This window comes from Mycobacterium sp. NPDC003323, from assembly GCF_053589535.1.
The window spans coordinates 12,311-34,702 of record NZ_JBSFSB010000005.1 but is presented as its reverse complement, the minus strand read 5'-3'; the positions used below and the strand labels follow the sequence as shown (position 1 = coordinate 34,702).

General features: G+C 68.4%; 23 protein-coding genes and 1 tRNA gene. 16 read left to right on the top strand and 8 right to left on the bottom strand.

Annotation, left to right across the window (positions count from 1 at the left end):
- Window positions 1–3: 3 nt before the first annotated feature.
- Window positions 4–1,431: an amidase gene (locus tag ACWDUN_RS14295; RefSeq protein ID WP_449929635.1), complete on the bottom strand. Its 1,428-nt coding sequence runs from the start codon at window positions 1,429–1,431 to the stop codon at window positions 4–6.
- 66 nt (window positions 1,432–1,497) lie between these two features.
- Between ACWDUN_RS14295 and recO the strand changes: the two genes are divergently transcribed.
- From recO to ACWDUN_RS14275, 4 genes are read left to right on the top strand one after another with little or no spacing between them, the layout of a single operon-like run.
- Window positions 1,498–2,340 carry a DNA repair protein RecO gene (recO, locus tag ACWDUN_RS14290; RefSeq protein WP_449929633.1) on the top strand — a complete coding sequence of 281 codons (843 nt, stop codon included), beginning with the start codon at window positions 1,498–1,500 and terminating at the stop codon, window positions 2,338–2,340.
- Window positions 2,288–3,169 carry a decaprenyl diphosphate synthase gene (locus ACWDUN_RS14285; protein WP_449929631.1) on the top strand — a complete coding sequence of 294 codons (882 nt, stop codon included), beginning with the start codon at window positions 2,288–2,290 and terminating at the stop codon, window positions 3,167–3,169. Before recO ends, ACWDUN_RS14285 begins: the two co-directional genes overlap by 53 nt.
- Window positions 3,169–3,555, top strand: a complete 387-nt coding sequence (locus tag ACWDUN_RS14280) for a hypothetical protein (RefSeq protein WP_449929629.1) — start codon at window positions 3,169–3,171, stop codon at window positions 3,553–3,555. Before ACWDUN_RS14285 ends, ACWDUN_RS14280 begins: the two co-directional genes overlap by 1 nt.
- The gene (locus ACWDUN_RS14275) at window positions 3,552–3,944 is read left to right on the top strand and encodes an NUDIX hydrolase (RefSeq protein WP_449929627.1); all 393 of its coding nucleotides are present in this window, start codon (window positions 3,552–3,554) and stop codon (window positions 3,942–3,944) included. Before ACWDUN_RS14280 ends, ACWDUN_RS14275 begins: the two co-directional genes overlap by 4 nt.
- Here the strand turns inward: ACWDUN_RS14275 and ACWDUN_RS14270 are convergent.
- Window positions 3,937–4,329, bottom strand: a complete 393-nt coding sequence (locus tag ACWDUN_RS14270) for a Fur family transcriptional regulator (protein WP_449929625.1) — start codon at window positions 4,327–4,329, stop codon at window positions 3,937–3,939. The two genes, ACWDUN_RS14275 and ACWDUN_RS14270, sit on opposite strands and share 8 nt — an antisense overlap.
- Window positions 4,326–4,688 carry an ArsR/SmtB family transcription factor gene (locus ACWDUN_RS14265; protein ID WP_449929623.1) on the bottom strand — a complete coding sequence of 121 codons (363 nt, stop codon included), beginning with the start codon at window positions 4,686–4,688 and terminating at the stop codon, window positions 4,326–4,328. Before ACWDUN_RS14265 ends, ACWDUN_RS14270 begins: the two co-directional genes overlap by 4 nt.
- A gap of 102 nt (window positions 4,689–4,790) precedes the next feature.
- Between ACWDUN_RS14265 and ACWDUN_RS14260 the strand changes: the two genes are divergently transcribed.
- The 4 genes from ACWDUN_RS14260 to ACWDUN_RS14245 all read left to right on the top strand — a co-directional run bounded on the left by ACWDUN_RS14260 (window position 4,791) and on the right by ACWDUN_RS14245 (window position 8,189).
- On the top strand, window positions 4,791–6,188 hold the full coding sequence (locus ACWDUN_RS14260; protein ID WP_449929621.1) for a glycine--tRNA ligase: 1,398 nt from the start codon (window positions 4,791–4,793) through the stop codon (window positions 6,186–6,188).
- A 173-nt stretch (window positions 6,189–6,361) separates the two neighbouring features.
- On the top strand, window positions 6,362–7,249 hold the full coding sequence (locus tag ACWDUN_RS14255) for a hypothetical protein (RefSeq protein WP_449929619.1): 888 nt from the start codon (window positions 6,362–6,364) through the stop codon (window positions 7,247–7,249).
- A 119-nt stretch (window positions 7,250–7,368) separates the two neighbouring features.
- Window positions 7,369–7,689: an ArsR/SmtB family transcription factor gene (locus ACWDUN_RS14250; RefSeq protein ID WP_449929617.1), complete on the top strand. Its 321-nt coding sequence runs from the start codon at window positions 7,369–7,371 to the stop codon at window positions 7,687–7,689.
- Window positions 7,689–8,189 carry an SRPBCC family protein gene (locus tag ACWDUN_RS14245; protein ID WP_449929615.1) on the top strand — a complete coding sequence of 167 codons (501 nt, stop codon included), beginning with the start codon at window positions 7,689–7,691 and terminating at the stop codon, window positions 8,187–8,189. The genes ACWDUN_RS14250 and ACWDUN_RS14245 overlap by 1 nt, the downstream gene beginning before the upstream one ends.
- Window positions 8,190–8,277: 88 nt before the next feature.
- Here ACWDUN_RS14245 and ACWDUN_RS14240 read toward each other — a convergent pair whose 3' ends face one another.
- Window positions 8,278–10,293, bottom strand: a complete 2,016-nt coding sequence (locus tag ACWDUN_RS14240; protein ID WP_449929613.1) for a TPM domain-containing protein — start codon at window positions 10,291–10,293, stop codon at window positions 8,278–8,280.
- Window positions 10,294–10,376: 83 nt separating this feature from the next.
- Here ACWDUN_RS14240 and ACWDUN_RS14235 point away from each other — a divergent pair, with 83 nt between their 5' ends.
- The 4 genes from ACWDUN_RS14235 (at window position 10,377) to ACWDUN_RS14220 (ending at window position 14,381) form a co-directional block, all read left to right on the top strand.
- Complete coding sequence (locus ACWDUN_RS14235) at window positions 10,377–11,657, top strand: deoxyguanosinetriphosphate triphosphohydrolase (RefSeq protein WP_449929611.1); 1,281 nt, start codon at window positions 10,377–10,379, stop codon at window positions 11,655–11,657.
- A 4-nt stretch (window positions 11,658–11,661) separates the two neighbouring features.
- A complete protein-coding gene (dnaG, locus tag ACWDUN_RS14230) occupies window positions 11,662–13,593 on the top strand; it encodes a DNA primase (protein WP_449929609.1) in 1,932 nt (643 codons plus the stop codon).
- A 55-nt stretch (window positions 13,594–13,648) separates the two neighbouring features.
- Window positions 13,649–13,936 (top strand): DUF7155 family protein, encoded by a 288-nt coding sequence (locus ACWDUN_RS14225; protein WP_449929607.1) that lies wholly within the window; start codon window positions 13,649–13,651, stop codon window positions 13,934–13,936.
- Window positions 13,937–14,153: 217 nt separating this feature from the next.
- Window positions 14,154–14,381: a hypothetical protein gene (locus ACWDUN_RS14220; RefSeq protein WP_449929605.1), complete on the top strand. Its 228-nt coding sequence runs from the start codon at window positions 14,154–14,156 to the stop codon at window positions 14,379–14,381.
- Between the two features lie 7 nt (window positions 14,382–14,388).
- Here the strand turns inward: ACWDUN_RS14220 and ACWDUN_RS14215 are convergent, their stop codons facing one another.
- Window positions 14,389–14,655: a hypothetical protein gene (locus ACWDUN_RS14215; RefSeq protein WP_449929603.1), complete on the bottom strand. Its 267-nt coding sequence runs from the start codon at window positions 14,653–14,655 to the stop codon at window positions 14,389–14,391.
- Between the two features lie 131 nt (window positions 14,656–14,786).
- On the opposite strand from ACWDUN_RS14215, the gene ACWDUN_RS14210 reads away from it, so the two are divergent.
- Window positions 14,787–14,859, top strand: a tRNA-Asn gene (locus ACWDUN_RS14210).
- A gap of 246 nt (window positions 14,860–15,105) precedes the next feature.
- Window positions 15,106–15,588, top strand: a complete 483-nt coding sequence (locus ACWDUN_RS14205; protein WP_449929601.1) for an LppP/LprE family lipoprotein — start codon at window positions 15,106–15,108, stop codon at window positions 15,586–15,588.
- A gap of 4 nt (window positions 15,589–15,592) precedes the next feature.
- Here the strand turns inward: ACWDUN_RS14205 and ACWDUN_RS14200 are convergent, their stop codons facing one another.
- Window positions 15,593–17,563: an acyl-CoA dehydrogenase family protein gene (locus ACWDUN_RS14200; RefSeq protein WP_449929599.1), complete on the bottom strand. Its 1,971-nt coding sequence runs from the start codon at window positions 17,561–17,563 to the stop codon at window positions 15,593–15,595.
- Between the two features lie 80 nt (window positions 17,564–17,643).
- On the opposite strand from ACWDUN_RS14200, the gene ACWDUN_RS14195 reads away from it, so the two are divergent.
- On the top strand, window positions 17,644–18,366 hold the full coding sequence (locus tag ACWDUN_RS14195) for a VIT1/CCC1 transporter family protein (RefSeq protein WP_449929597.1): 723 nt from the start codon (window positions 17,644–17,646) through the stop codon (window positions 18,364–18,366).
- Between the two features lie 75 nt (window positions 18,367–18,441).
- On the opposite strand, the gene ACWDUN_RS14190 is transcribed toward ACWDUN_RS14195, so the two are convergent.
- Window positions 18,442–19,647 (bottom strand): MFS transporter, encoded by a 1,206-nt coding sequence (locus ACWDUN_RS14190; protein ID WP_449929595.1) that lies wholly within the window; start codon window positions 19,645–19,647, stop codon window positions 18,442–18,444.
- Window positions 19,648–19,668: 21 nt separating this feature from the next.
- Window positions 19,669–20,109: a MarR family winged helix-turn-helix transcriptional regulator gene (locus tag ACWDUN_RS14185; protein ID WP_449929593.1), complete on the bottom strand. Its 441-nt coding sequence runs from the start codon at window positions 20,107–20,109 to the stop codon at window positions 19,669–19,671.
- A 106-nt stretch (window positions 20,110–20,215) separates the two neighbouring features.
- Between ACWDUN_RS14185 and ACWDUN_RS14180 the strand changes: the two genes are divergently transcribed.
- Window positions 20,216–22,234: a DUF2232 domain-containing protein gene (locus ACWDUN_RS14180; protein WP_449929591.1), complete on the top strand. Its 2,019-nt coding sequence runs from the start codon at window positions 20,216–20,218 to the stop codon at window positions 22,232–22,234.
- Window positions 22,235–22,392: the final 158 nt, after the last annotated feature.

The following is a 22,392-nucleotide window of genomic DNA, read 5'->3' as shown; positions in this document are numbered from 1 at the left end:
ACCTTACGTCAGCGCCGGACTCTGCCACCAGGGTTCGGGTTGGGCGGCCATCCAGCCGTTCATCGCCTCGAGCTGCCCGGCCAGTGAGATCAGCAGCGGTTCGCTGTCGGCCGGACCCATCAGCTGCACACCGATGGGCAAGCCGTCGGAGGTGAACCCGGCCGGCACGTTGATCGACGGCCAGCCGAGCAGATTCCACGGCCAGGTCACCGGGCAGGAGCGGATCATGGCCCGGTCGGTGGCCCATGGGCCGCGGTCGTCGTACTCGTCGACCAGCGAGGGCGGCTGGGCGGTGGTCGGGGCCAGCACGACGTCGGCGATGTTGAAGATCCAGCCCACCCGGCGCTGCGCGGCGGCCTCGGCGGCGCGGGCCTTGCGCAGCGTGTGCTGTGACAACAGCCAGCCGGTTCGGATGTTGCCCACGGTGCGCTTGTCCAGCGCCACCCCGGAGCCGAACCGGTGCGACCACTCCGTCAACCCGGAGGTGGACCGGGACAGAAAGTTCCACGACATCTTCACGCCGTAGTCGGGATCGGCGCGGGTGATGCTGTGGCCGAGCTGTCCGAGCTGGTCGGCGACACCCTGCAGTGCGGCGGCGATCTCCGGGTGCAGCGTGGATCGGAAGAAGTTGAACGGGAAGGCCGTGGACACCGCCACGCGCAACGCGCCCGGCGCGCGGCCCACGTGATCGGCCACGCGCACCGGTGTCGGCTTGTGCAGGTCGCCGGGGGCGTTGCCGGAGGCGGCATCGAGCACGATCGCGGCGTCCAGCACGGTGCGGGCCAGCACCCCGTTGACGGTGATGCCGTTGAACGCCTCGGGCAGCGGCCAGGTCGAGATGCGACCGCGTTGCGGCTTGATGCCGACCAGATGCGTCCATGCCGCGGGGATGCGCACGCTGCCGGCCCCGTCGGAGCCGATGGCCGCGGTCACCAGGCCGGCGGCCACGGCGGCCGCGCTGCCGCCCGAGGACCCGCCGGGGCTGTGCCGCTGGGACCAGGGATTGCGCGTGTGACCGAAGCCGGGGCCGCTGGTGAAGGGCCATTGACCGAGCTCGCAGGTGTTGGTCTTGCCGACGATCACCGCTCCGGCGGCCCGCAGCCGGCGCACCACCTCGGCGTCGGCGGTGGCCGGGGGTGGGTCGCCGACGGTGCCGAAGCGCGTCGGTACCCCGGCGACATCGACATCGTCCTTCACGGCGATCGGAATGCCCAGTAGCGGAAGCTGTTGTCCGGCAGCGCGTTTGCGGTCGGCGGCAACGGCGTCGGTGATGGCCTGCTCAGTGAGGACCACCCGGAACGCGTTCAGCGTGGGCTGGCTGGCCTCGATGGCGTTCAGGGACTGTCGTACCAATTGTTCGGAGGTCACCGCGCCGTTGGCGAGCCGGTAGAGCAGCTGGGTGAGGGAGGGGAATTTCGGGGAAGGAGCCATGCTGGGTTCGAGGATATCCGGCGTTGCGGTGCGGCCGATGTCACCGCGCGGTGAGACACTGGTGCGATGCGGTTGTACCGGGATCGAGCGGTCGTGCTGCGCCAGCACAAGCTCGGCGAGGCCGACCGGATCGTGACGCTGCTCACCCGAGAACACGGCGTGGTGCGCGCGGTGGCCAAAGGGGTGCGCCGTACCCGCAGCAAGTTCGGCGCCCGGCTGGAGCCGTTCGCGCACATCGACGTTCAGCTACACCCCGGTCGCAATCTGGACATCGTCACCCAGGTGCAGTCCATCGACGCCTTCGCCGTCGACATCGTCAGCGACTACGGTCGCTACACCTGCGCCTGCGCGGTGCTGGAGACCGCCGAGCGCCTCGCCGGTGAGGAACGCGCGCCCGTCCCGCAACTGCACGGGCTCACCGTGGCTGCGCTGCGGGCCGTCGCGGAGGGGCGGCGACCGCGTGAACTGGTGCTCGACGCCTACCTGCTGCGGGCGATGGGCATCGCGGGCTGGGCGCCCGCGTTGACCGAATGTGCGCGGTGCGCCGCCCCGGGCCCGCACCGCGCCTTCCACGTCGCCGCCGGTGGCAGCGTCTGCGTGCACTGCCGGCCGTCGGGATCGGCGACCCCACCGCAGCCGGTGCTGGATCTGATGTCCGCCCTGCACGACGGCGACTGGGAGTTCGCTCAGGCCTCCACCTCCTCGCAGCGCAGTCAGGCCAGCGGTCTGGTGGCCGCGCACCTGCAGTGGCATCTGGAACGTCAGCTGCGGACATTGCCGCTGGTGGAGCGTGTTTACCGGGTAGATAGCGCGGCCGTTGAACGCCGGGCGGAAGTGTTCGGGCAGGATATGGCACATGGCAACCAAACGGGGAAAGACCACCTTCCCGCAGCTGCCCCCGGCGCCTGAGGACTATCCGGAATTCCCGGACACCTCGACGTGGCCGGTGGTGTTCCCGGATCTGCCGCCGAAGACCAACGGCCGGTTCTCCCGCCCGCCGCAGCATCCGTCCAAGGCGGTGCCCCCGCAGATCCCCGCCGACCAGGTGCCCAATCATGTCGCGGTGGTGATGGACGGCAACGGCCGGTGGGCCACCCAGCGGGGCCTGGGCCGCACCGAGGGCCACAAGATGGGCGAGGCGGTGTTGATCGACATCACCTGCGGTGCCATCGAACTGGGTATCAAGCACCTCAGCGTGTACGCCTTCTCCACCGAGAACTGGAAGCGCAGCACCGAGGAGGTGCGCTTCCTGATGGGCTTCAACCGCGAGGTGGTGCGCCGGCGCCGGGAGAACCTGGACGCGATGGGTGTCAACATGCGCTGGGTGGGCTCACGGCCGCGCATGTGGAGCAGTGTCATCAAGGAGTTCGACATCGCCGAGCAGATGACCGTCGGCAACGACGTCATCACCGTGAACTACTGCGTGAACTACGGCGGGCGCACCGAGATCGTCGAGGCCGCACGGAAACTGGCCGAGGAGGCGGTGGCCGGCAAGATCAACCCGAGCCGGATCAGCGAGGCATCCTTCGCCCGCAACCTGCACCGACCCGACATCCCCGATGTCGACCTGTTCATCCGGACGTCGGGGGAGCAGCGGGCCAGCAACTTCCTGTTGTGGCAGGCCGCCTACGCCGAGTACGTCTTCCAGGACAAGCTGTGGCCGGACTATGACCGCCGCGACCTGTGGGCGGCCTGCGAGGAGTACGTCAACCGCAACCGGCGCTTCGGGCGGGCCTGATGGGTCTGGAAGAACGGTTGGCGGTGGTGGCCGAGGCGCTGTTGCCCGCCACCCGCGAGGACGACGGCGCGCTGACGGTCCATCACGACGGCACCTTCGCCTCGCTGCGGGTGGTGTCGGTCGGCGAGGGCCTGGACATGGTGTCGCTGAATCAGATCCTGGTGTGGGACCAGCCCCTCGACGACGCGCTGCGGGCGCGGGTGGCGGTGCACACCCGGGAGACGCTGCTGGGCACGGTGTCGTTGGCCGAGAAGGACGATTCCACGGCAGATGTGCTGCTGCGCTACAACTTTCCGGCGTCGGGGCTCGCCGACGATGCGCTGGGGACACTGATCATGATGGTATTGGCCACCGGCGCCGACGTGCGGCGCACGCTGGTTTCGTGACACCTGTCATCCGTGTCGTCGCGGCCGTCGTGCTCGACGAACGCCACCACGTGCTGGTGGTCCGCAAACACGGCACGACGGCGTTCATGCAACCCGGCGGAAAGATCGAACCGGGGGAGACGCCGGTTCAGGCGCTGCACCGGGAGGTCGCCGAGGAACTCGGGGCGGGCATCGTTGCGGGCTCGGTGCGACCGCTCGGACACCATGACGCGGTGGCGGCCAACGAACCCGGCCATCGGGTGGCGGCCGAGTTGTTCGCCGTCGAACTCGACCGCGCGCCGACCCCGGCCGCCGAGATCGCCGAGATGGCGTGGATCGACCCGCACGCCCCCGGTGATGTCGAGCTCGCCCCGTTGACCCGGGACACCGTGCTGTCGCTGGTCAGCTGACCGCGCAGGATCCGCACAGTCCGAAGATCTCGATGGTGTGGCTGACATCGGTGAAGCCGTGCTTGGCGGCCACCTCGTCGGCCCACACCTCGGCGGCGCCGCCGTCGACCTCGACGGTGCTACCGCACACCCGGCAGACCAGGTGATGGTGGTGGTGCGCCGAGCAGCGGCGGTATACGGATTCGCCGGTGTCGGTGCGCAGGGTGTCCACCTGTCCGGCGGTCGCCATCGACTGCAGGGTGCGGTAGACGGTGGTCAGTCCGATGCCTTCGCCCTGCTTGCGCAGTTCGTCGTGCAATTCCTGCGCGGACCGGAAGTCCTCGATGTTCTCCAGCAGGGCGGAGATCGCCGCGCGTTGCTTGGTGGATCGCACCGGTGTGTTCACGGCCGGTCCTCCGAGGCGTGGGTGACCGCGGCGATGACGATCTCGGCCAAGTGATGGTCGACCAACCGGTACATCACCTCGCGGCCGCTGCGCTCGCCGGCGACCACCCCTGCGGACTTCAGGATCCGCAGGTGTTGGCTGACCAGCGGTTGCGGCACGTTCAAAGCGTCGACCAGTTCGTGCACACAGCGCTCGGACTCGCGCAGCTGCAGCACGATGGCGATGCGCAGCGGCGCGGCCAGCGCACGCAGCAGGTCGCCGGTGGTGTCCAGGATCTCCCGCGAGGGGAGTTCGGGGAACGGCGCGCCGAGGTGGGAATGCGCGGCGTGATCCTCGGCAGTGGCAGAATTGGAAATCATTTTCATTACGGACCAGAATACATGCAGATCCATGCATGTCAACGTCTGGCGGGTACCGGCCCCACCTCAGGCGTGCGCAGGTCATCGCTACGCTGTTGACCCGTGGCTTCCATCATCGACACCGTTGCAAACCTGGCGAAACGCCGTGGCCTCGTCTATCAATCGGGCGAGATCTACGGTGGTACCAAGTCCGCCTGGGATTACGGACCACTCGGGGTGGAGCTCAAGGAGAACATCAAGAAGCAGTGGTGGCGATCGGTGGTCACCGGCCGCGACGACGTCGTCGGCCTGGACTCCGCGATCATCCTGCCGCGTCAGGTGTGGGTGGCCTCCGGCCACGTCGCGGTGTTCAACGACCCCCTCGTCGAATGCCTGAACTGTCACAAGCGGCACCGGCAGGACCACCTGCAGGAGGCCTACGCGGAGAAGAAGAGCACGCGCGACACGGTTGTGGATCCGGATTCGGTGCCGATGACCGAGATCGTCTGCCCGGACTGCGGCACCAAGGGGCAGTGGACCGAACCGCGTGACTTCAACATGATGCTCAAGACCTACCTCGGCCCGATCGAGTCCGAGGAGGGGTTGCACTACCTGCGACCGGAGACCGCGCAGGGCATCTTCGTGAACTTCGCCAACGTGGTGACCACCTCGCGCAAGAAGCCGCCGTTCGGTATCGGCCAGATCGGCAAGAGCTTCCGCAACGAGATCACCCCGGGCAACTTCATCTTCCGCACCCGCGAATTCGAGCAGATGGAGATGGAGTTCTTCGTCGAGCCCTCGACCGCGCCGGAATGGCACAAGTACTGGATCGAGACCCGGCGGCAGTGGTACGTCGACCTCGGGATCCGGCCGGAGAACCTGCGCCTGTACGAGCATCCGCTGGAGAAGCTGTCGCACTACAGCGCCGGCACCACCGATATCGAGTACAAGTTCGGCTTCGCGGGCAGCCCGTGGGGTGAGCTGGAAGGCATCGCCAACCGGACCGATCACGACTTGTCCAGCCACGCAAAGGCATCCGGGGTCGACCTGACCTACTACGACCAGGCCTCCGACACCCGCTACACGCCGTACGTGATCGAGCCGGCCGCCGGGCTGACCCGGTCGCTGATGGCGTTCCTGGTGGACTCCTATCACGAGGACGAGGCGCCCAATGCCAAGGGTGGCGTCGACAAGCGCACGGTGCTCAAGCTCGACCCGCGGCTGGCGCCGGTCAAGGCCGCGGTGCTGCCGTTGTCGCGCCATGCCGACTTGTCGCCCAAGGCAAAGGATCTGGCCGCCGAACTGCGGCAGAACTGGAATGTCGAGTTCGACGATGCCGGTGCGATCGGCCGTCGCTACCGCCGCCAGGACGAGATCGGCACGCCGTTCTGCGTCACGCTGGACTTCGATTCGCTGGAGGACCACGCCGTCACGATCCGCGAGCGCGATGCCATGACCCAGGAGCGCGTGGCGATCTCGGAGGTGTCGAACTACCTGGCGGTCCGCCTCAAGGGCTGCTAGTCCCCGCTTGGTCACCTTCCCCGGCGAGCGTGCGTGTCTGCAGGTCAACACGCCGCTCCCAGGTGGGAGTTTGCGCACGTTCGCGGGGCGCTGGTTGTCCACAATGGCCCGTTGATCCACAGATGCGGTGACGGGGGTCGCCACGGTCGAGGCGTCGGTCGACGATCGATGCCATGTCAGATCGCGTCGCCGAATTGCTCGAACGGCAGGGCGGAGTGGCCGGCACCGGGCAACTTCTCGGTGTGGTCAGCCGCAGCCGGCTCGACGCCATGATCCGCACCGGCGAGCTCGTGAAGGTGTGGCCGGGCATCTACTCGGCCGAGGAACCCGACAACTACACCCGACTGCGTGGGCTGGATCTTCGGGCGGGGGAGTCGGTGGCCATCTGTCTCGGCACCGCCGCAGCCGCCTACGGATTCGATACCGAAGACGTCGTCGACCTGCACGTGCTCAACCCGAGTGGCCACCAACTGCGCGCGTCCGACGGCCTGATCATCCATCGGCGCGACGGTGCGCCACTCGCCCAGGTCGAGGGCCGACTCGCGACGACCGCGGCGTGGACTGCGGTCGAGGTCGCGCGTTCGCTGCGCCGTTCCCGTGCCCTGGCTACCTTGGACGCCGCGTTGCGCAGTGAAACGTGCTGTCGCAACCAACTTCTGGATGCGGTGATCGGCCAGTATGGCCGGCGCGGAATAGTCCACGTACGAGAGTTACTGCCCCACGCTGCGCCCGAGGCGGAGTCGCCGATGGAGAGCGAGGCCCGACTCGTCATGGTCGATGCGGGTCTGCCGATGCCGGAGTTGCAGTACGAGGTCGTCGATCTCTCCGGTCGGCTGTGGCGACTGGACTTCGCATGGCCGTCCTGCAAGCTGGCGGTCGAGTACGACGGATTCGACTGGCACAGCGATCCGGTCAGCTTCGCGAAGGACCGGCAGAAGCGTGCCGCCCTGCAAGAGCTGGGCTGGATCGTCATCTCGATCGTTGCCGATGATGTCCGGCGATACCCGGAGGACTTCATCCGGCGGGTGGAGGCCGGCCTGGCACGCTCCCGAGCGGCGTGAGCGTGCGGAAACTCCGCTGCTGAGGTGGCGTGTCGGGGCGCAGACACGCACGCTCGCCGGGAAGGTGACGTGAACGTATTCCTTGACGGGAATATGTCGTGCGGCTTATGGTGGCTGGCATGCAGGCGGCGGTGTTCGTGGCGCTGGGGGAGCCGAGTCGCCTGCGGATCGTAGATCTGCTCAGGGCAGGGCCGCTCTCGGTGGGCGCCATCGCCGAGGCGCTCGGGATCCGGCAGCCGCAGGTGTCCAAACACCTTCGGGTGCTTGGTGATTCCGGAATCGTCAGCAGCCATGCCGTCGCGCGGAAGCGGATCTATCAGCTCGAAGCCGCGCCGTTCGAAGATATCGGACAGTGGGTCGAGTCCTTCGAACGGTTGTGGGACGACCGGCTCGACTCACTCGGCGACTTCCTGAATTCGATTGCACACGAGGAGAAATGATGATCCTGCAGTTGTTCAAGAAGAAGCAGTTCTCCCTGGAACGCACCTACCGCGCTCCGATCGCGACGGTGTGGGACGCCTGGACCAAGGCCGAGATGGTGCAGCAGTGGTGGGGTCCCAAGAACACCTTCGTCCCCGAATGCCGAATCGATGCGCGGGTCGGCGGCGAGGTCCACATCGTGATGGAGGCCGGCGCGGGGATGGGCAAGTATGCCGGCACCCGCTGGCCGATGACCGGCACCTTCACCCGGGTCGACCCGGTGACCCGGATGACCTACGACGCGCGGTCCTGGACGGATGGCCAGGAGGCGACCTCGACCATCGAGCACACCAACGACATCACGCTCACCGAACGCGACGGGCAGACCACGATCACCCTCGACGTCAGCATCAGCAAGATCGGCGACAAGGCCAAGATGGCCGCATTCGGCATGAAGATGGGTTACAAGGCGCAGCTGGACAAGCTCGGCGAGCAGCTCTCGGCCGAGACAAGGGGCTAGTCCGCGCGGCGTGAGCGTGCGCAAACTCCGCTGCGAAGGCGGCGTGTCGGGGAGCAGACACGCACGCTCGCCGGGAAGGCGGGAACGGCTAGAAGCGGCCGCCGCCACCGCCGAAGCCACCACCCCCGCCGCCGCCGAAACCACCGCCGCCGAAGCCGCCGCCGGAGCCGCCGAACGTGGTGGAACTCCATCCGCCGCCGGAGCCGCCACGCAGTGCGCCGGACAGGATGTTGCCGATGATGATGCCTCCTAGCATCGCACCGGTATTCGAGCCGCCGCCACCACCGAAACCGCCGTAGTTGTTGTACTGCTGCTGTGTCCTGGCGACATCGTCGTTGGCCAACTGCTGGGCCTGCATGGCCAGCGCCGTCGCACCATTGGCGTGCGCGATCGCCGCGGGCAGGTCGGTCGCCTGCTTGTCCTGGGCGGCCTGCAGTTGGCGCACCGCCTCGGCCAGCCGGGTGCGGGCGTCGGGGCCGACGCTGCCGCGCCGGGTGTCGATGAAATCGCTGACCCCGCGCACCCGGGACTGCGCGGCCGACAACGCCTGCTCGTAGGCCCGGCGCAGCCGCTGCTGTGCCTGGAGTTCCTCGGCGACGACCGCCAGCAGCCGGTCCAAGTCGGCATCGGCCTGCGTCAGCTCGGTGAAGGCGCCCAGCGGATCGGCGTTCCCGGACTCCTGCGCCGTCGTGACCGCCTGTGCAGCGGCATCACGGGCTGACTGCAACTCGGCGGCCTCGTCGAAACCGCCGCGCGCCAGTTGCGCGTCGGCGGCCGCGATACCGGCCTGCACATCGGCGATCTCCTCGGGCAGCGCGGCGACAGCCCGGCTGATGTCACCGGCGGCGCTGTCGATCGCGTCGAGCATCGTGCGGGCCTGGCCGAGTGCGGATTCGGCGGCGCGCACCGAGTCCACCAGACCGCCCTGCTGCCCGGCGGGCCGGGCCACCAGGGCGCGACCGTTGTCGATGTTCTGCTCGGCGAATGTCAGCCGCTGCTTGGCGCTCTCGACATTGTCGGCCACCGAGTGCAGCGCGGTCTGCGAGAACTGCTGATGCAACCCGGCAAGGGTCTGCTCGGCCGGCACGATACGGGCGCTCAGATCCACCATCTGCTGGGTGAGCGTGTCCAGTCGGCTGGGCGCGTTGATCACCAGATCACGCAGCGCCGCGAAAGCCTCGCGCTGCTTCTCGAGTTCGTGATCGGCCTTGGCGGCCGCGACGATCACCCGGGTGAGCAGATCGCGGCGCTGCTGGGTGGTCTCGGGCACCGAATCGCCGAGGATCTGACGGACATTGAACGCCTGGTTCAGCGTGGTGCGGGCCGCGGTGACGGCCGTCGTGAACGGCGCCGTCCGCGTGTCCCCGAATTCCTCGACGGCCAGCGTCAATTCGTTCTCACTGGTGCGCACCGCGTTGTCGACCTCGACGACGATGGAGTGCGCCAGGTCCTCCAGGGCATCGAGGGGGACCGCGGCCAGGGCGGACGGATCGGTCGGGTCGACGCGCTGCGCGGCAGCGAAATCGGCTTCCCGGCGCTTGCGTTTACGCCGGCGCGACCACACCACCAGGCCCAGCACGGCCAGGGCCAGCACGGCCAGGATGACCAGCACGCCGAACCAGTTCAGCCCCGAGCCCGAGTCGGATCGGGCATTGAGCCCGTCGGCCGCGGCGACCGCCGCCTGCGCCCAGTTACCGGCGCGCAGCGCGGGTTCGATCTCATTGCGCCGCAGCGCGTTCGCCTCCGACGAGTCGGCGACCTCGGCACCGGTGAGGAAGGCGTACGCCCGGTCGGCGGTGGCCACCGCCAGCAGCGCGTCGTACTCGCCCAGGTCGCTGGCCTGCAGGGTGGCCCGCGCCCACGGCTCGGCGGCCGCACCGGAGAAGGTGTCGACGTAGACCACCCACAGGCGCACCTGGCGATCGTCATACAACCGATCGATCGCCTGGCTCACCTGATCCCTGCCCGCGCCACCCAGCGCGTTGGCCTCGTCGACGATCTGGCCGGGCAGCCGGAACGGCGGTTTGGCCGTCGCGGCGGGCGCGATCGACAGGCCCGCGGTCAGGACCACGAGCAGCACGCTGAGCAGACGGGCGATGCGCATGCCCGTCAATCTAGTGACTCCGTCGGCTTCCCGGCGCCAGTCATGTCCGAACCGGCCACCGCGTGCTGGCAGACTGTCGGGCGGTGGCCACGCAACGCAACACATCCGACTACGACGACTTCGACCGGCAACGGCTGGTACCGGAGTCGCCGAAGGGATCTGCGTTGCCGGGAACCGACACCGAGCACCGCACCGATTTCGCCAGGGACCGCGCCCGGGTGCTGCACTGCGCCGCGCTGCGCCGGCTCGCCGACAAGACCCAGGTGGTGGGGCCCCGGCACGGCGACACCCCGCGCACCCGGTTGACGCACTCCCTGGAGGTCGCGCAGATCGGCCGCGGGATGGCCGTCGGGCTGGGCTGCGATCCCGACCTGGTGGACCTGGCCGGGCTGGCCCACGATATCGGGCACCCGCCGTACGGACACAACGGGGAACGCGCCCTCAACGAGATCGCGGCCGCCTTCGGCGGATTCGAGGGCAACGCCCAGAATCTGCGCATCCTGACCCGGCTGGAACCGAAAATACTTGACGAGCAAGGACGTTCGGCCGGCCTGAACCTGACCCGCGCGGCGCTGGACGCGGTCACCAAGTATCCCTGGTCGCGGGCGGAGAACCCCAGAAAGTTCGGCTTCTACGACGATGACATGGTCGCCGCGCGCTGGCTGCGCGACGGTGCCCCGGCGAACCGCCCGTGCCTGGAGGCCCAGGTGATGGACTGGGCCGACGATGTCGCGTACTCGGTGCACGATGTCGAGGACGGTGTCATCTCCGGACGCATCGACCTGCGGGTGCTGGCCGACCAGGACGCCGCCGACGCGCTGGCCCGCCTCGGAGCAGGGGCCTATCCGGCCGTCTCGCATGATGATCTGCTCTCGGCCGCACAGCGTCTCTCCCAGATGCCGGTGGTGGCCGCGATCGGCAAGTACGACGGCACCCTGGCGGCGTCCGTCGCGCTCAAGCACCTGACCAGCGAGCTCGTCGGCCGCTTCGCCAACGCGGCCATCACCGAGACCCGGGCCACCGCGGACGGCCGACCGGTGCTCAAGCGGTTCACCACCGACCTGCACGTACCGGATCTGGTGCGCGCCGAGGTGGCGGTGCTCAAGATGCTGGCGCTGCAGTTCATCATGTCCGACCACCGGCATTTGCAGATCCAGACCGACCAGCGCACCCTCATCGAGGAGGTCGCGCTGGCCCTGTGGGCGCAGGCCCCCAGCAGCCTGGACCCGCAGTTCGCGGCCGAATTCAGCATTGCCGCCGACGACGGCGCCCGGCTGCGCGTGGTGATCGACCAGATCGCCTCCTACACCGAGTCCCGGTTGGAGCGAGTGCACGAGGTGCGCTCGCCCCGACCACTAGACTGACCCGATGGCCACAGAAGCGACGCGGGGCGGCCGGGGCCGCATCCCGGATCGCGATATCGCGGCCATCCGGGAACGCGTCCGCATCGAGGACATCGTCGGCGACTACGTCCAGTTGCGCCGCGCCGGGGTGGATTCGCTGAAGGGGCTGTGCCCGTTCCACGACGAGAAGTCCCCGTCGTTCCACGTGCGGCCCAACCATGGTCACTTCCACTGCTTCGGTTGCGGTGAGGGCGGCGACGTCTACGCCTTCCTGCAGAAGATCGAGCACGTCAGCTTCGTCGAGGCCGTCGAACTGCTCGCCGACAAGGTCGGTTACACCGTCACCTATTCCGGCGGCGCGGCGACCAATGTGCAGCGCGACCGCGGCAGCCGCAGCCGGCTGATCGCGGCCAACGCCGCCGCGCAGGAGTTCTACGCCGAGCAGTTGCGCACCGACGAGGCCGCACCGGCCCGCCAATACCTGATCGACCGCAATTTCGACGCCGAGGCCGCCGCCCGGTTCGGCTGCGGTTTCGCCCCGTCGGGGTGGGACAAGCTGACAAAACACCTGCTACGCAAGGGGTTCGAGTTCAAGGAGCTCGAAGCCGCCGGGCTGTCCCGGGAGGGCAAGCGTGGCCCGATGGACCGTTTCCACCGCCGCCTGCTGTGGCCCATCCGGGTGTCGTCGGGGGAGACCATCGGGTTCGGCGCGCGCCGGTTGTTCGACGACGACCACATGGAAGCCAAGTACGTCAACACCCCGGAAACGGTGCTGTACAAAAAGTCTCACGTGCTGTTCGGCTTGGATCTGGCCAAACGTGACATCGCCAAGGGGCATCAGGCCGTCGTCGTGGAGGGCTACACCGACGTGATGGCCATGCACCTGGCCGGGGTGACCACCGCGGTGGCCGCCTGCGGCACCGCCTTCGGTGACGAGCACCTGTCGATGCTGCGTCGACTCATGATGGACGACAACTTCTTTCGCGGCGAACTGATCTACGTCTTCGACGGTGACGCGGCCGGTCGCGCCGCCGCGGTGAAGGCCTTCGAGGGCGAGCAGAACCTGGCCGGGCAGTCCTTCGTGGCGGTCGCCGCCGACGGGATGGACCCGTGCGATCTGCGGCTGCGCTCCGGTGACGGAGCGCTGCGCGATCTGGTGGCCCGCCGCGCCCCGCTGTTCGAGTTCGCCATCCGCACCGCGCTGGGCGAGCACGATCTCGACAGCGCCGAGGGCCGGGTGGCCGCGCTGCGCCGGTGCGTGCCGATGGTGTCGCGGATCAAGGACCCGACGCTGCGTGACGAGTACGCCCGACAGCTCGCCGGCTGGGTCGGCTGGGACGATGTCGGCCAGGTGCTCGGCCGGGTGCGCGAGGAGGCCGGTCGCAAGGGGCCACGTCAGGTGCGCGGTTCCGCGCCGGGCAATCGGCGCGCCGAACCGGCGGCACGCCCGCAACCCGCCATCGCCCGGCCCAATCCGCTGGACCCGACCCTGCGACCGCAGCGCGAGGCGCTCAAGGCGGCATTGCAGTATCCCGGGCTGGCCGGTCCGGTTTTCGACAGTCTGGGCCCGGAGAGCTTCACCCACCCCGCGTACGCGGCCGTGCGCGCGGCGATCGCCGCGGCAGGTGGCGTGGCGACGGGACTGTCCGGTGCGCAGTGGATCGAGACGGTGCGCGATCTGGCCGGCGACGCCGCCGGACTGGTCAACGAACTCGGCGTCGACGGTATCGGGATCGACGACGACGACCGGCTGGCCCGCTACATCTCCGGGGTGCTGGCCCGGCTGCAGGAGGTATCGGTGGGCCGGCAGATCGCCGAGGTCAAATCCAAGTTGCAGCGGATGTCGCCGGTGGACAACAGCGACGAATACCACGCCCTGTTCGGCGACCTGGTGGCCATGGAGACCTACCGCCGCAGCCTGCTGGAGCAGGCCAGCGGTGATGACTTGACTGCATGATCGTGACGGACGCGTTATGGTGGTTGCGCAGCTAACCGTCGAGAAAGGCATCACCGTGGCATTTCTGAGCGATCAGGCGCGCAAGTTCGTCGTGGTCGGCGCCTTCGCGGCCGCCGCCGTGGCGGCCCCGGTGCTGGCCTTCTCCACGGTTCCCGAGGCCTCCGTCGACGCCAAGCCGTGCCTGGCCTGGTTCGGTAACAAGGAGGACGGCCACTGCCTGTCCTACTCCAACGGCAACGGTGTGGCCGTGGGCACCCCGGGCATCGGCTTCGGCTCCGGTGGTATCACCACCGGCCCGATCTTCCCGGGTAACACCTGGTCGGGCAACATCCCGATCGGCTGATCGGGTCCACCTTCCTTGCGCCGCGTCTTCTCGCGGACGGCTCGTCGAAAATTGTGAGCCGATCTGTGCTGCCCTGAAACGGGACGCAGAACCCCGCCGATAGTGTGCGAATGGTCATCGTGTCGCGTCGCTTTCGTTATCTCGCGGCGCGAGACTCAAAGCCTTGTCCACCCAACATCGTTGGCGGTCGCCGACATGCAGGAGGAAGGCGCGGCATGTGAGCGCGGAAGAGGGCTACGGCGTCATCCCGGCGACCAAGGGCGTGGGTGTGCTGGCCACCGCAGTGGTCACCACGCTCGGGATCGCGCTCTACGGCGGTGCGGTGGAGAACTCCGAATTCCGGACCCCGCAGGCCACCGTCGAGTTGACTCCCGACCAGACCCCGATGACCGGAGCCGACCTACCCGGCGATATCGCGGCACTGCGGTCCGAGGATGCTCCCTAGCGCCGGATCAGCGCGTGGTGCCGTTCTGCGGCCGCACATCGGCGGGTTCGGGCGACAGCACCGATGTCTCGGCGTCGATGGCGGTCAACCGCACCATCGCCGGATCGGGGGAGACCCGGTCGGCGACCTTGCGGCGCCCGGCGTCCAGCACGGCCTTGGTGGCCGGGTTCTCGGTGACGGCCCTGTAGGTCGCGGCGATCTGTTCGTAGCGGCGGCGGCCGGCTTTCGCGCCCAGCACGTAGCCAACCCCCAGTACGAAGACGAACCGGAACACGAGGCTCCCTCCACGGTGACAGCAGAACTCTCCCCATCCTGCCTCACGCGCGACCGGCGGCGGCGGCCGGGCGTCTGACCAGTCGATTCGAACACCACGGGGTGCATGCGCTAGAGTCTGTCCTCGGTCATTCCCCTGTAGCTCAATTGGCAGAGCTCCCGACTGTTAATCGGGCGGTTATTGGTTCGAGTCCAATCGGGGGAGCTTTTCTTCTCAGCGCCGCTCGTCGGCGCATTCCCGTCCCTGACCCGCAGCCCCCGCAACGGGCACCCGATCTACCTGATTTCAGTCACGCGAAGAGTTTGCCCACCAGGCTGACGTCAGGTACACGATCTGGCGTCCGGGCCTACCTGTGTTCAGTGTGAAGAGAGGTACGCCTCGCCGGGCTGAAGCCACGCAGATGCTCGCGCGCTGCCCCGCCCTTCGGACCGCGGAACGTAAGCTCGCCCCATGCGGCCATCGCGGATTTTCCCGGTAGCGGGCACGGTGTTGTTCCTGGCGGCCTGCGGCTGGAGCCCGGAGAACTCCGCGCCGCCGTCCGCCGCGGACTGTTCGGCCGAGGACACCCCGAGCGTGGAGACGGTGCGCACCGCCATCGCGGGCGTGGGCGACGGGTGGACTGAGACCGCACGGGGCCATACCGGTGACTGCCGACTGCACTGGGTCGTCATCGGCGCCGGAGACCGGGCGCCCGACGCGGCGGTGCAGGTGCTCTTCTTCGACCGCAACAACCCGCTCGGACCGCCGACGCCGCGGCCGCGTCCCTACACCACGGTGGTGCCGCTGAGCGACACCACCGCGACGGTGCAGTACCAGTGGCGCCAGGGCGAGGACGAACCGTGTTGCCCGACGGGGATCGGTCAGGTGCGCTTCCAGATCGGCGAGGACGGCACGCTGCAGGCCCTGGACCCGATACCGACGCCGACGCCGTAGCGCGCTACTTCGGCTCGATGGTGCCGGAGCTGACGGCGTCCTGCTCCTGATGCTCGTCGGCGTCCGGGATGTGCTCGGGGTGCAGCATCTCGGCGTAGCGCAACGGTTCCGGGACGCCGAAACCGTCGACCAGCAGTTCGGCATGCGGACGCAGTCTGCGGCACCGGTCGTTGATGCCGCGGGTGACGGCCTTGGCGCGCTCGGTGGACAGGAACTTGTGTTCCATGAACCACGCCTTGTCCTCCTCGATGACGCTCAGCGCGTACAGGTCGCACACCATGCCGAGGATCTCGCGGGCCGCCTCGTCCTCGCACGCGTCGATGCCCGCGACGAACGCCTCCAGGATGATGCGGTCGATATGCGCCTGCGCGGTGTGCAACACGTGATCCTGCACCGAGTTGAAGGCGTCGAACGGTGACATCTCCTTGGCCTTGCCCTGCAATCGGCGCGCCACCGAGGCCAGCATGTACTCCTCGCGGTCCTCGAACATCTGCACCTGGGTGCCGCGGTTGAACAGCGAGCCTTCCTCCTCGTTGTCCTCGCGGGTGTCCAGGATGGTCTGCATGATCGTCTGCGCCGCCGTGCGCTTGAGTACCCGTTCGCCGGCGAAGTTGGCGGCAAAGCGCACCCATTCCACCGGGCTCATGCCCTTGATGTCATCGGCGTAGGCGGTCAGCAGTTCCTTGGCCACCAGCTGCGTCAGCACGTGGTTGTCACCCTCGAAGGTGGTGAACACGTCGGTGTCCGCCTTCAGTGCGATCAGTCGGTTCTCGGCGAGATACCCTGCACCACCGCATGCTTCGCGGGCCTCCTGGATGGCCCGGGTGGCATGCCAGGTGTTGGCCGCCTTCAGGCCCGCGGCACGTGACTCCAGCTCGCGCTGCTCCTCGGCGTCGGGGTTGTCCGAGGTCTGCAGTTCATGGCACTTGGCCACCAACTCGTTCTGCGCGAACTGCAGCGCGTAGGACTTCGCGATCAGTGGGAACAGCCGGCGCTGGTGCACCAGGTAGTCCATGATCAACGTCTCCTGCTCGGAGCCCGGCGCGTCGAACTGCCTGCGCTCCAACGCGTACCGGGTCGCGATGTCCAGCGCGACGCGGGCGGCCGCGGCCGCGCTGCCGCCGACGGTGACGCGGCCACGGATCAGCGTGCCCAACATGGTGAAGAAGCGGCGTCCCTCGTTCTCGATGGGCGAGGAGTACGTGCCGTCCTCGGCGACGTCGGCGTATTTGTTGAGCAGGTTCTCCCGCGGGATGCGGACCTGATCGAACTGGATGCGGCCGTTGTCGACGCCGGGCAACCCGCCCTTGTAGTGACAGTCCGACGTGGTGACGCCGGGCAGGTCGTTACCGGCGTCATCGCGGATGGGCACGATGAAACAGTGCACACCGTGCCCTTCTCCCTTGGTGATCAGCTGAGCGAACACCGCTGCCACCCTTGCCGTTTCGGCTGCGCCACCGATGTAGTCCTTGCGCGAGGACGGGGTGGGGGAGTCGATGACGAATTCTTCGGTATCCGGGTCGTAGGTGGCCGTGGTCTCCAGGGACTGCACATCGCTGCCGTGTCCGGTCTCGGTCATCGCGAAACAGCCCAGCAGTTCCAGGCTGATGATCTTGCGGACGTAGGCGTTGTGATGCCGCTCGGTGCCCAGGTTCTCGACGGCGCCACCGAACAGGCCCCATTGCACACCGGCCTTGACCATGAGTGACAGATCACTCATGGCCAACATCTCGATCTGCGTCACCGCGGCACCGACGTCGCCGTTGCCGCCGTGTTCCTTCTTGAAGCCGTCCTCGGCCGCGCCGTGGGCGGCCATGATCTTGAGCTGTTCGGCGACCTTGGTGCGGGCGATCACGGTGTTCGGGGTGTAGTGCGGCCGGAACACCTCGCCGGACAGTTCGGCGCGGACTGCGTTCTTCACGTCGCGCCAGCGACCGTCGAGCGCGTTGCGGAGATGATCAGCGGTAGTGGTCATAGTGGACGGTAACGTGCCCAGGCGCGCAGCAAGGTAAACCTGAGTCAAACTTGCCGAAATGCGCAGCGTTGAATGGCGCCATGACCGATCCGGTATCGCCCACCGGCCTGCCCCATGTGCCCAGCCACCGGCACGCCGACGTCTCCGGCGGTTGGTTGCGCGCGGCCACGTTCGGGGCGATGGACGGTCTGGTGAGCAACACCGCATTGATCGCCGGGGTTGCCGCCGGCGCCAGTGCGCAGGCCGTCGTGTTGGCCGGTATCGCCGGACTGCTCGCGGGAGCGTTCTCGATGGCGTTGGGCGAGTACACCTCCGTCACGACGGCCAACGAACAGATCGAGTCCGAGGTGCGGGTCGAACGCCGGTCGTTCCGCAACGATCCGGAAGCCGAACGAAGCGAACTGACCGCGATGCTGATGGACATGGGCATGACGCGGCAGACGGCCGAAGCGGCGACCACCGAGATCCACCGTGACGAAAATCGCGCACTGAACTTCCATCTGGTCCAGGAACTCGGCGTGGATCCGCGGGAGAAGCCGTCACCGTGGGTCGCTGCCGGCTCGTCGTTCCTGCTGTTCGCCGTCGGGGCGGTGATCCCGTTGCTGCCCTATCTGGTGGGCTATGACGCGCTGTGGCTCGGCCTGTCCTTCGGCGGGGTCGGTCTGCTGGTGGCCGGCGCGGCCGCCGCGCACTTCACCGGTCGTTCCCGGGTGGCCGGTGCGGTGCGGCAGCTGGCGCTCGGCTCGGCGGCGGTGGCGGCCACCTATCTGGTGGGGCACCTCATCGGTGTGTCGGTCGCCTGAACCGGTTCGGCGAGTCGCGCGCAATGGTCGTGAATCCCGCTCGGGATACGACCATTTCGCGCGACTCGGCAGCGCTCAGTTGCCGACGGTGACGGCGGTGGCCTCGTCGGTCAACTCGTCGATCTCGTCCTCGTCGGCGTCGATTCCGGAGAGGTGGCCGCGGGCGGCGTACAGCAGCCCGGCGCCGGCGAGCACCGCGGCAGCGCCCACCCAGTAGGGCAGGTGCACGCTGATCTGCTCGCCGAGGACACCGGCCAGCCACGGCGCGACCGCCGCGCCGCCGAAGCGCAGGAAGCTGTAGGCCGCCGAGGCCACGCCACGCTCCACCGGGGCGGCCTTCATGACCGTCTCGGTGATCAGGGTGTTGTTGATGCCGATGAACAGACCGGCCACCACGACGCAGGTGGCCAGCACCGCCTTGTTCTCGGTGCCGATCGCCATCACCGCCAGCGTCGCCGTGAGTGCCAGCAGGTTGACCACCAGAGTGGGCACCGTGCCGAAGCGGTGCTGCAGCCGCGGTGCGACGACCACCGAGGTGAACGCCAGCGCCACACCCCAACCGAAGAAGATCAGCCCGATCTGGTGGGCGTTCATGTCCAGCGGGAACGGCGTGAAGGCCAGCAGCGTGAAGAACCCGAAGTTGTAGAGCAGCGCGGTGAACGACACCGCCAGCAGGCCGCGGTGCCGCAGCGCGCGGAACGGGTCGATGACGCTGGTGGCCTTCTGCGGCCGCGGCGTCGACGGCAGCAAGAACACCGTCACCACGAGCGCCAGAGCCATCAACGCCGACACCCCGAAGAACGGCCCGCGCCAGGAGATGGAGCCGAGCACGCCGCCCACCAGCGGGCCGACGGCGATACCCAGGCCCAGAGCCGCCTCGTAGAGGATGATCGCCTGGGCCACCGATCCGCGGGCCGCGTTGACGATGGTCGCCAGGGCGGTGGCGATGAACAGCGCGTTGCCCAGGCCCCACAGCGCGCGCCAACCGACGATCTCCATCACGGTCTCGGACAGGCCGGCCAGTCCCGCGCCGGCGATGATGATCACCAGCCCGATCAGCAGGGTGTTCTTCGGTCCGATCCGACTGGACACCACACCGGTGATCAGCATGGCCACGCCCATCACCGCCATATAGGAGGTGAACAGCAGCGACACCTGCGACGGCGAGGCGTTCAGGTTGTCGGCGATCGGCTTGAGGATCGGGTCGACCAGGCCGATGCCCATGAAGGCGACGACGGAGGCGAAGGCAACGGCCCAAACGGCTTTCGGTTGACGCCACATGGCGAGAGACTCCTTTGACTACTAGCGGTCCTGCTGGGCGTCGTCGAGCAGCCCACGCAGCACCCGGATCGCGTCGACGAGCGCGGCGCGTTCCGCGTCGTCGAGATGTTCCAGATAGGGGTTGATCGCGGCGCTGCGATCGGCGCGCACCCGTGCGAGGACGCGGCGGCCCTCGTCGGTGATGCCGATGAGGACCGCCCGGGCGTCGCCGGGATCCTCGGTGCGCGATACCAGGTGCGCCTCTTCGAGGCGGCGCACCTGGGTGGTCATCGTCGGTTGTGAGCAGTGATCGATGGCCGCCAGATCGGAGATGCGGCTGCTGCCCTGGTCCTCGATGGTGGCCAGCAAGCGGGCCTGGGCGAACGGCAGCGGCAACTCGATGCGCTGGTTGGCCAACCGGTTGATGCGCGCGACGACGGCCAGCAGGTCGGCGCCGAGTGCGGTGTGGTCCGGACGATTCACTCCTAACAGGTTACATAGGCATACTATGCAAACGCAAACGCCTCCGGGTAAGAACCGTCACAGCAGGGGCGACGGAAGCGTTCTGTTCAGCTGGCAGAATCGTGTGATGCCTCCCGGTCCGCCGCGCCCTCGACGGGCCGGCTCGTTGTTGCCGGGGGAGTTGGCGCAAGCCTCGGTGATGGCCGCACTGTCGGCCGCCATCGCGATCATCGCCGTCGTCGTCCCGTTCGCGGCCGGCCTGTCGCTGCTGGCGACCGTGCCCATGGGGCTGCTGGCCTACCGCTACCGGTTGCGGGTGGTACTGGCCGCCACCATCGCCGCCGCACTCGTCGCATTCATCATCGCCGGGATCGGCGGTTTGATGACCGTTCTGAACTGTGCCTACATCGGTGGTCTGGTCGGCATCGTCAAACGTCGCGGCCGCGGTCTGCCCACCGTGCTGACGGTGTCGGTGGCCGCCGGTGCGGTGTTCGGCGCCGCCGTGGTGCTGGCGCTGACCATCGCCACCCGCATGCGCGAACTGGTCTTCACCGCCATGACCGCCAACGTCGACGGCACCGTCGCGATCCTGAGCTACGTGCCCGATCTGCAGCCGTTGGCGCAGGAGGTGCGGCGCGTCTTCGGGGTGTTGCTGGACCACTGGCCGGTGCTGATCTTCGGCTACGGCGTGATCGCCATCGTGGTGGTCGGCCTGGTGGGGTGGTGGGCGCTGTCCCGCGTGCTGGCGCGCCTGGCCGGCGTCCCCGACGTGCACAAGCTGGAATCCCTCGAGGAGTCGCAGGCGGTCGCCCCGGTCCCGCTGCAGTTGCGTGATGTGGTGTTCCGCTACCCCGACACCGACCGGGACGCGCTCGGGCCGGTGTCGATGACGGTGCAAGCCGGCGAACACATCGCGGTCACCGGGGCCAACGGCTCGGGCAAGACCACGCTGATGCTGGTGCTCTCGGGTCGTCCGCCGACCCGGGGCTGCGTCGAACGGCCCGGCGCGGTCGGGCTCGGCAAGCCCGGCGGCACCGCGGTGATCATGCAGCACCCCGAGAGTCAGGTGCTGGGGACCCGCGTCGCCGACGATGTGGTGTGGGGTCTGCCCGTCGGCACCGCCGTCGACGTGCCCGCGCTGCTGGCCGAGGTCGGCCTCGACGGGCTGGCCGAGCGCGACACCGGCGGCCTGTCCGGCGGCGAATTGCAGCGGCTGGCGGTGGCCGCCGCGCTGGCCCGCACGCCGTCGCTGCTGATCGCCGACGAGGTCACCAGCATGGTCGACCAGCAGGGCCGCGACGGCCTGATGTCGATGCTCGCCGAACTGACCCGGCGCCGGAACATGGCGCTGGTGCACATCACCCACTACAACGGTGAGGCCGAGGCCGCCGAGCGGGTGGTCAACCTGACCGGCGGATCACCGATGGTGCAGTCGGCCGAACCGCCGGCCCCCACCGGCGAGGTGCACAACGACCTCCCGGTGCTGGAGCTCACCGGCGTCGGGCACCGCTATGGCGACGGAACACCGTGGGCGACAACCGCACTGCGCGATATCGATCTGGTGGTCCACGAGGGTGACGGGGTGCTCATCCACGGGCTCAACGGTTCCGGAAAGTCGACGCTGGCCTGGATCCTGGCCGGTCTCACCGAACCCACCACCGGCACCTGCCTGCTGGACGGCCGGCCGGTGTCCGAACAGGTCGGTGCGGTGGCGCTGTCGTTCCAGGCGGCCCGGCTGCAGCTCATGCGCAGCCACGTCCACCGCGAGATCGCCTCGGCGGCGGGTTTCTCGTCGAAGGACCGGGCCAAGGTCGTCGCCGCGCTGGCCACCGTCGGGCTGGCCCCCGAGATCGCCGACCGCCGCATCGATCAACTCTCCGGCGGGCAGATGCGTCGGGTGGTGCTGGCCGGGCTGCTGGCTCGCTCACCGCGCGCCATCGTGCTCGACGAACCGCTGGCCGGGCTGGACGCCACCAGCGCCCGCGGGCTGCTGCGCCTACTGGAGGAATTGCGTCGGGGCGGGTTGACCATCGTGGTGATCTCGCACGATTTCGCCGGCCTGGAGGACCTGTGCCCGCGCACGCTGCACCTGCGTGACGGAGTGCTGGTCCCGGTGCCCACCAGCACATCGGGGACGCCGTCATGAGTGAGCTTGCGAACGAATCATCGAGCACGGAATGCGGCACCCGAGCCTGCGAGGGGGCCGCATGAGTGAGCTTGCGAACGAATCATCGAGCACGGAATGCGGCACCCGAGCCTGCGAGGGGGCCGCATGAGTGAGCTTGCGAACGAATCATCGAGCAC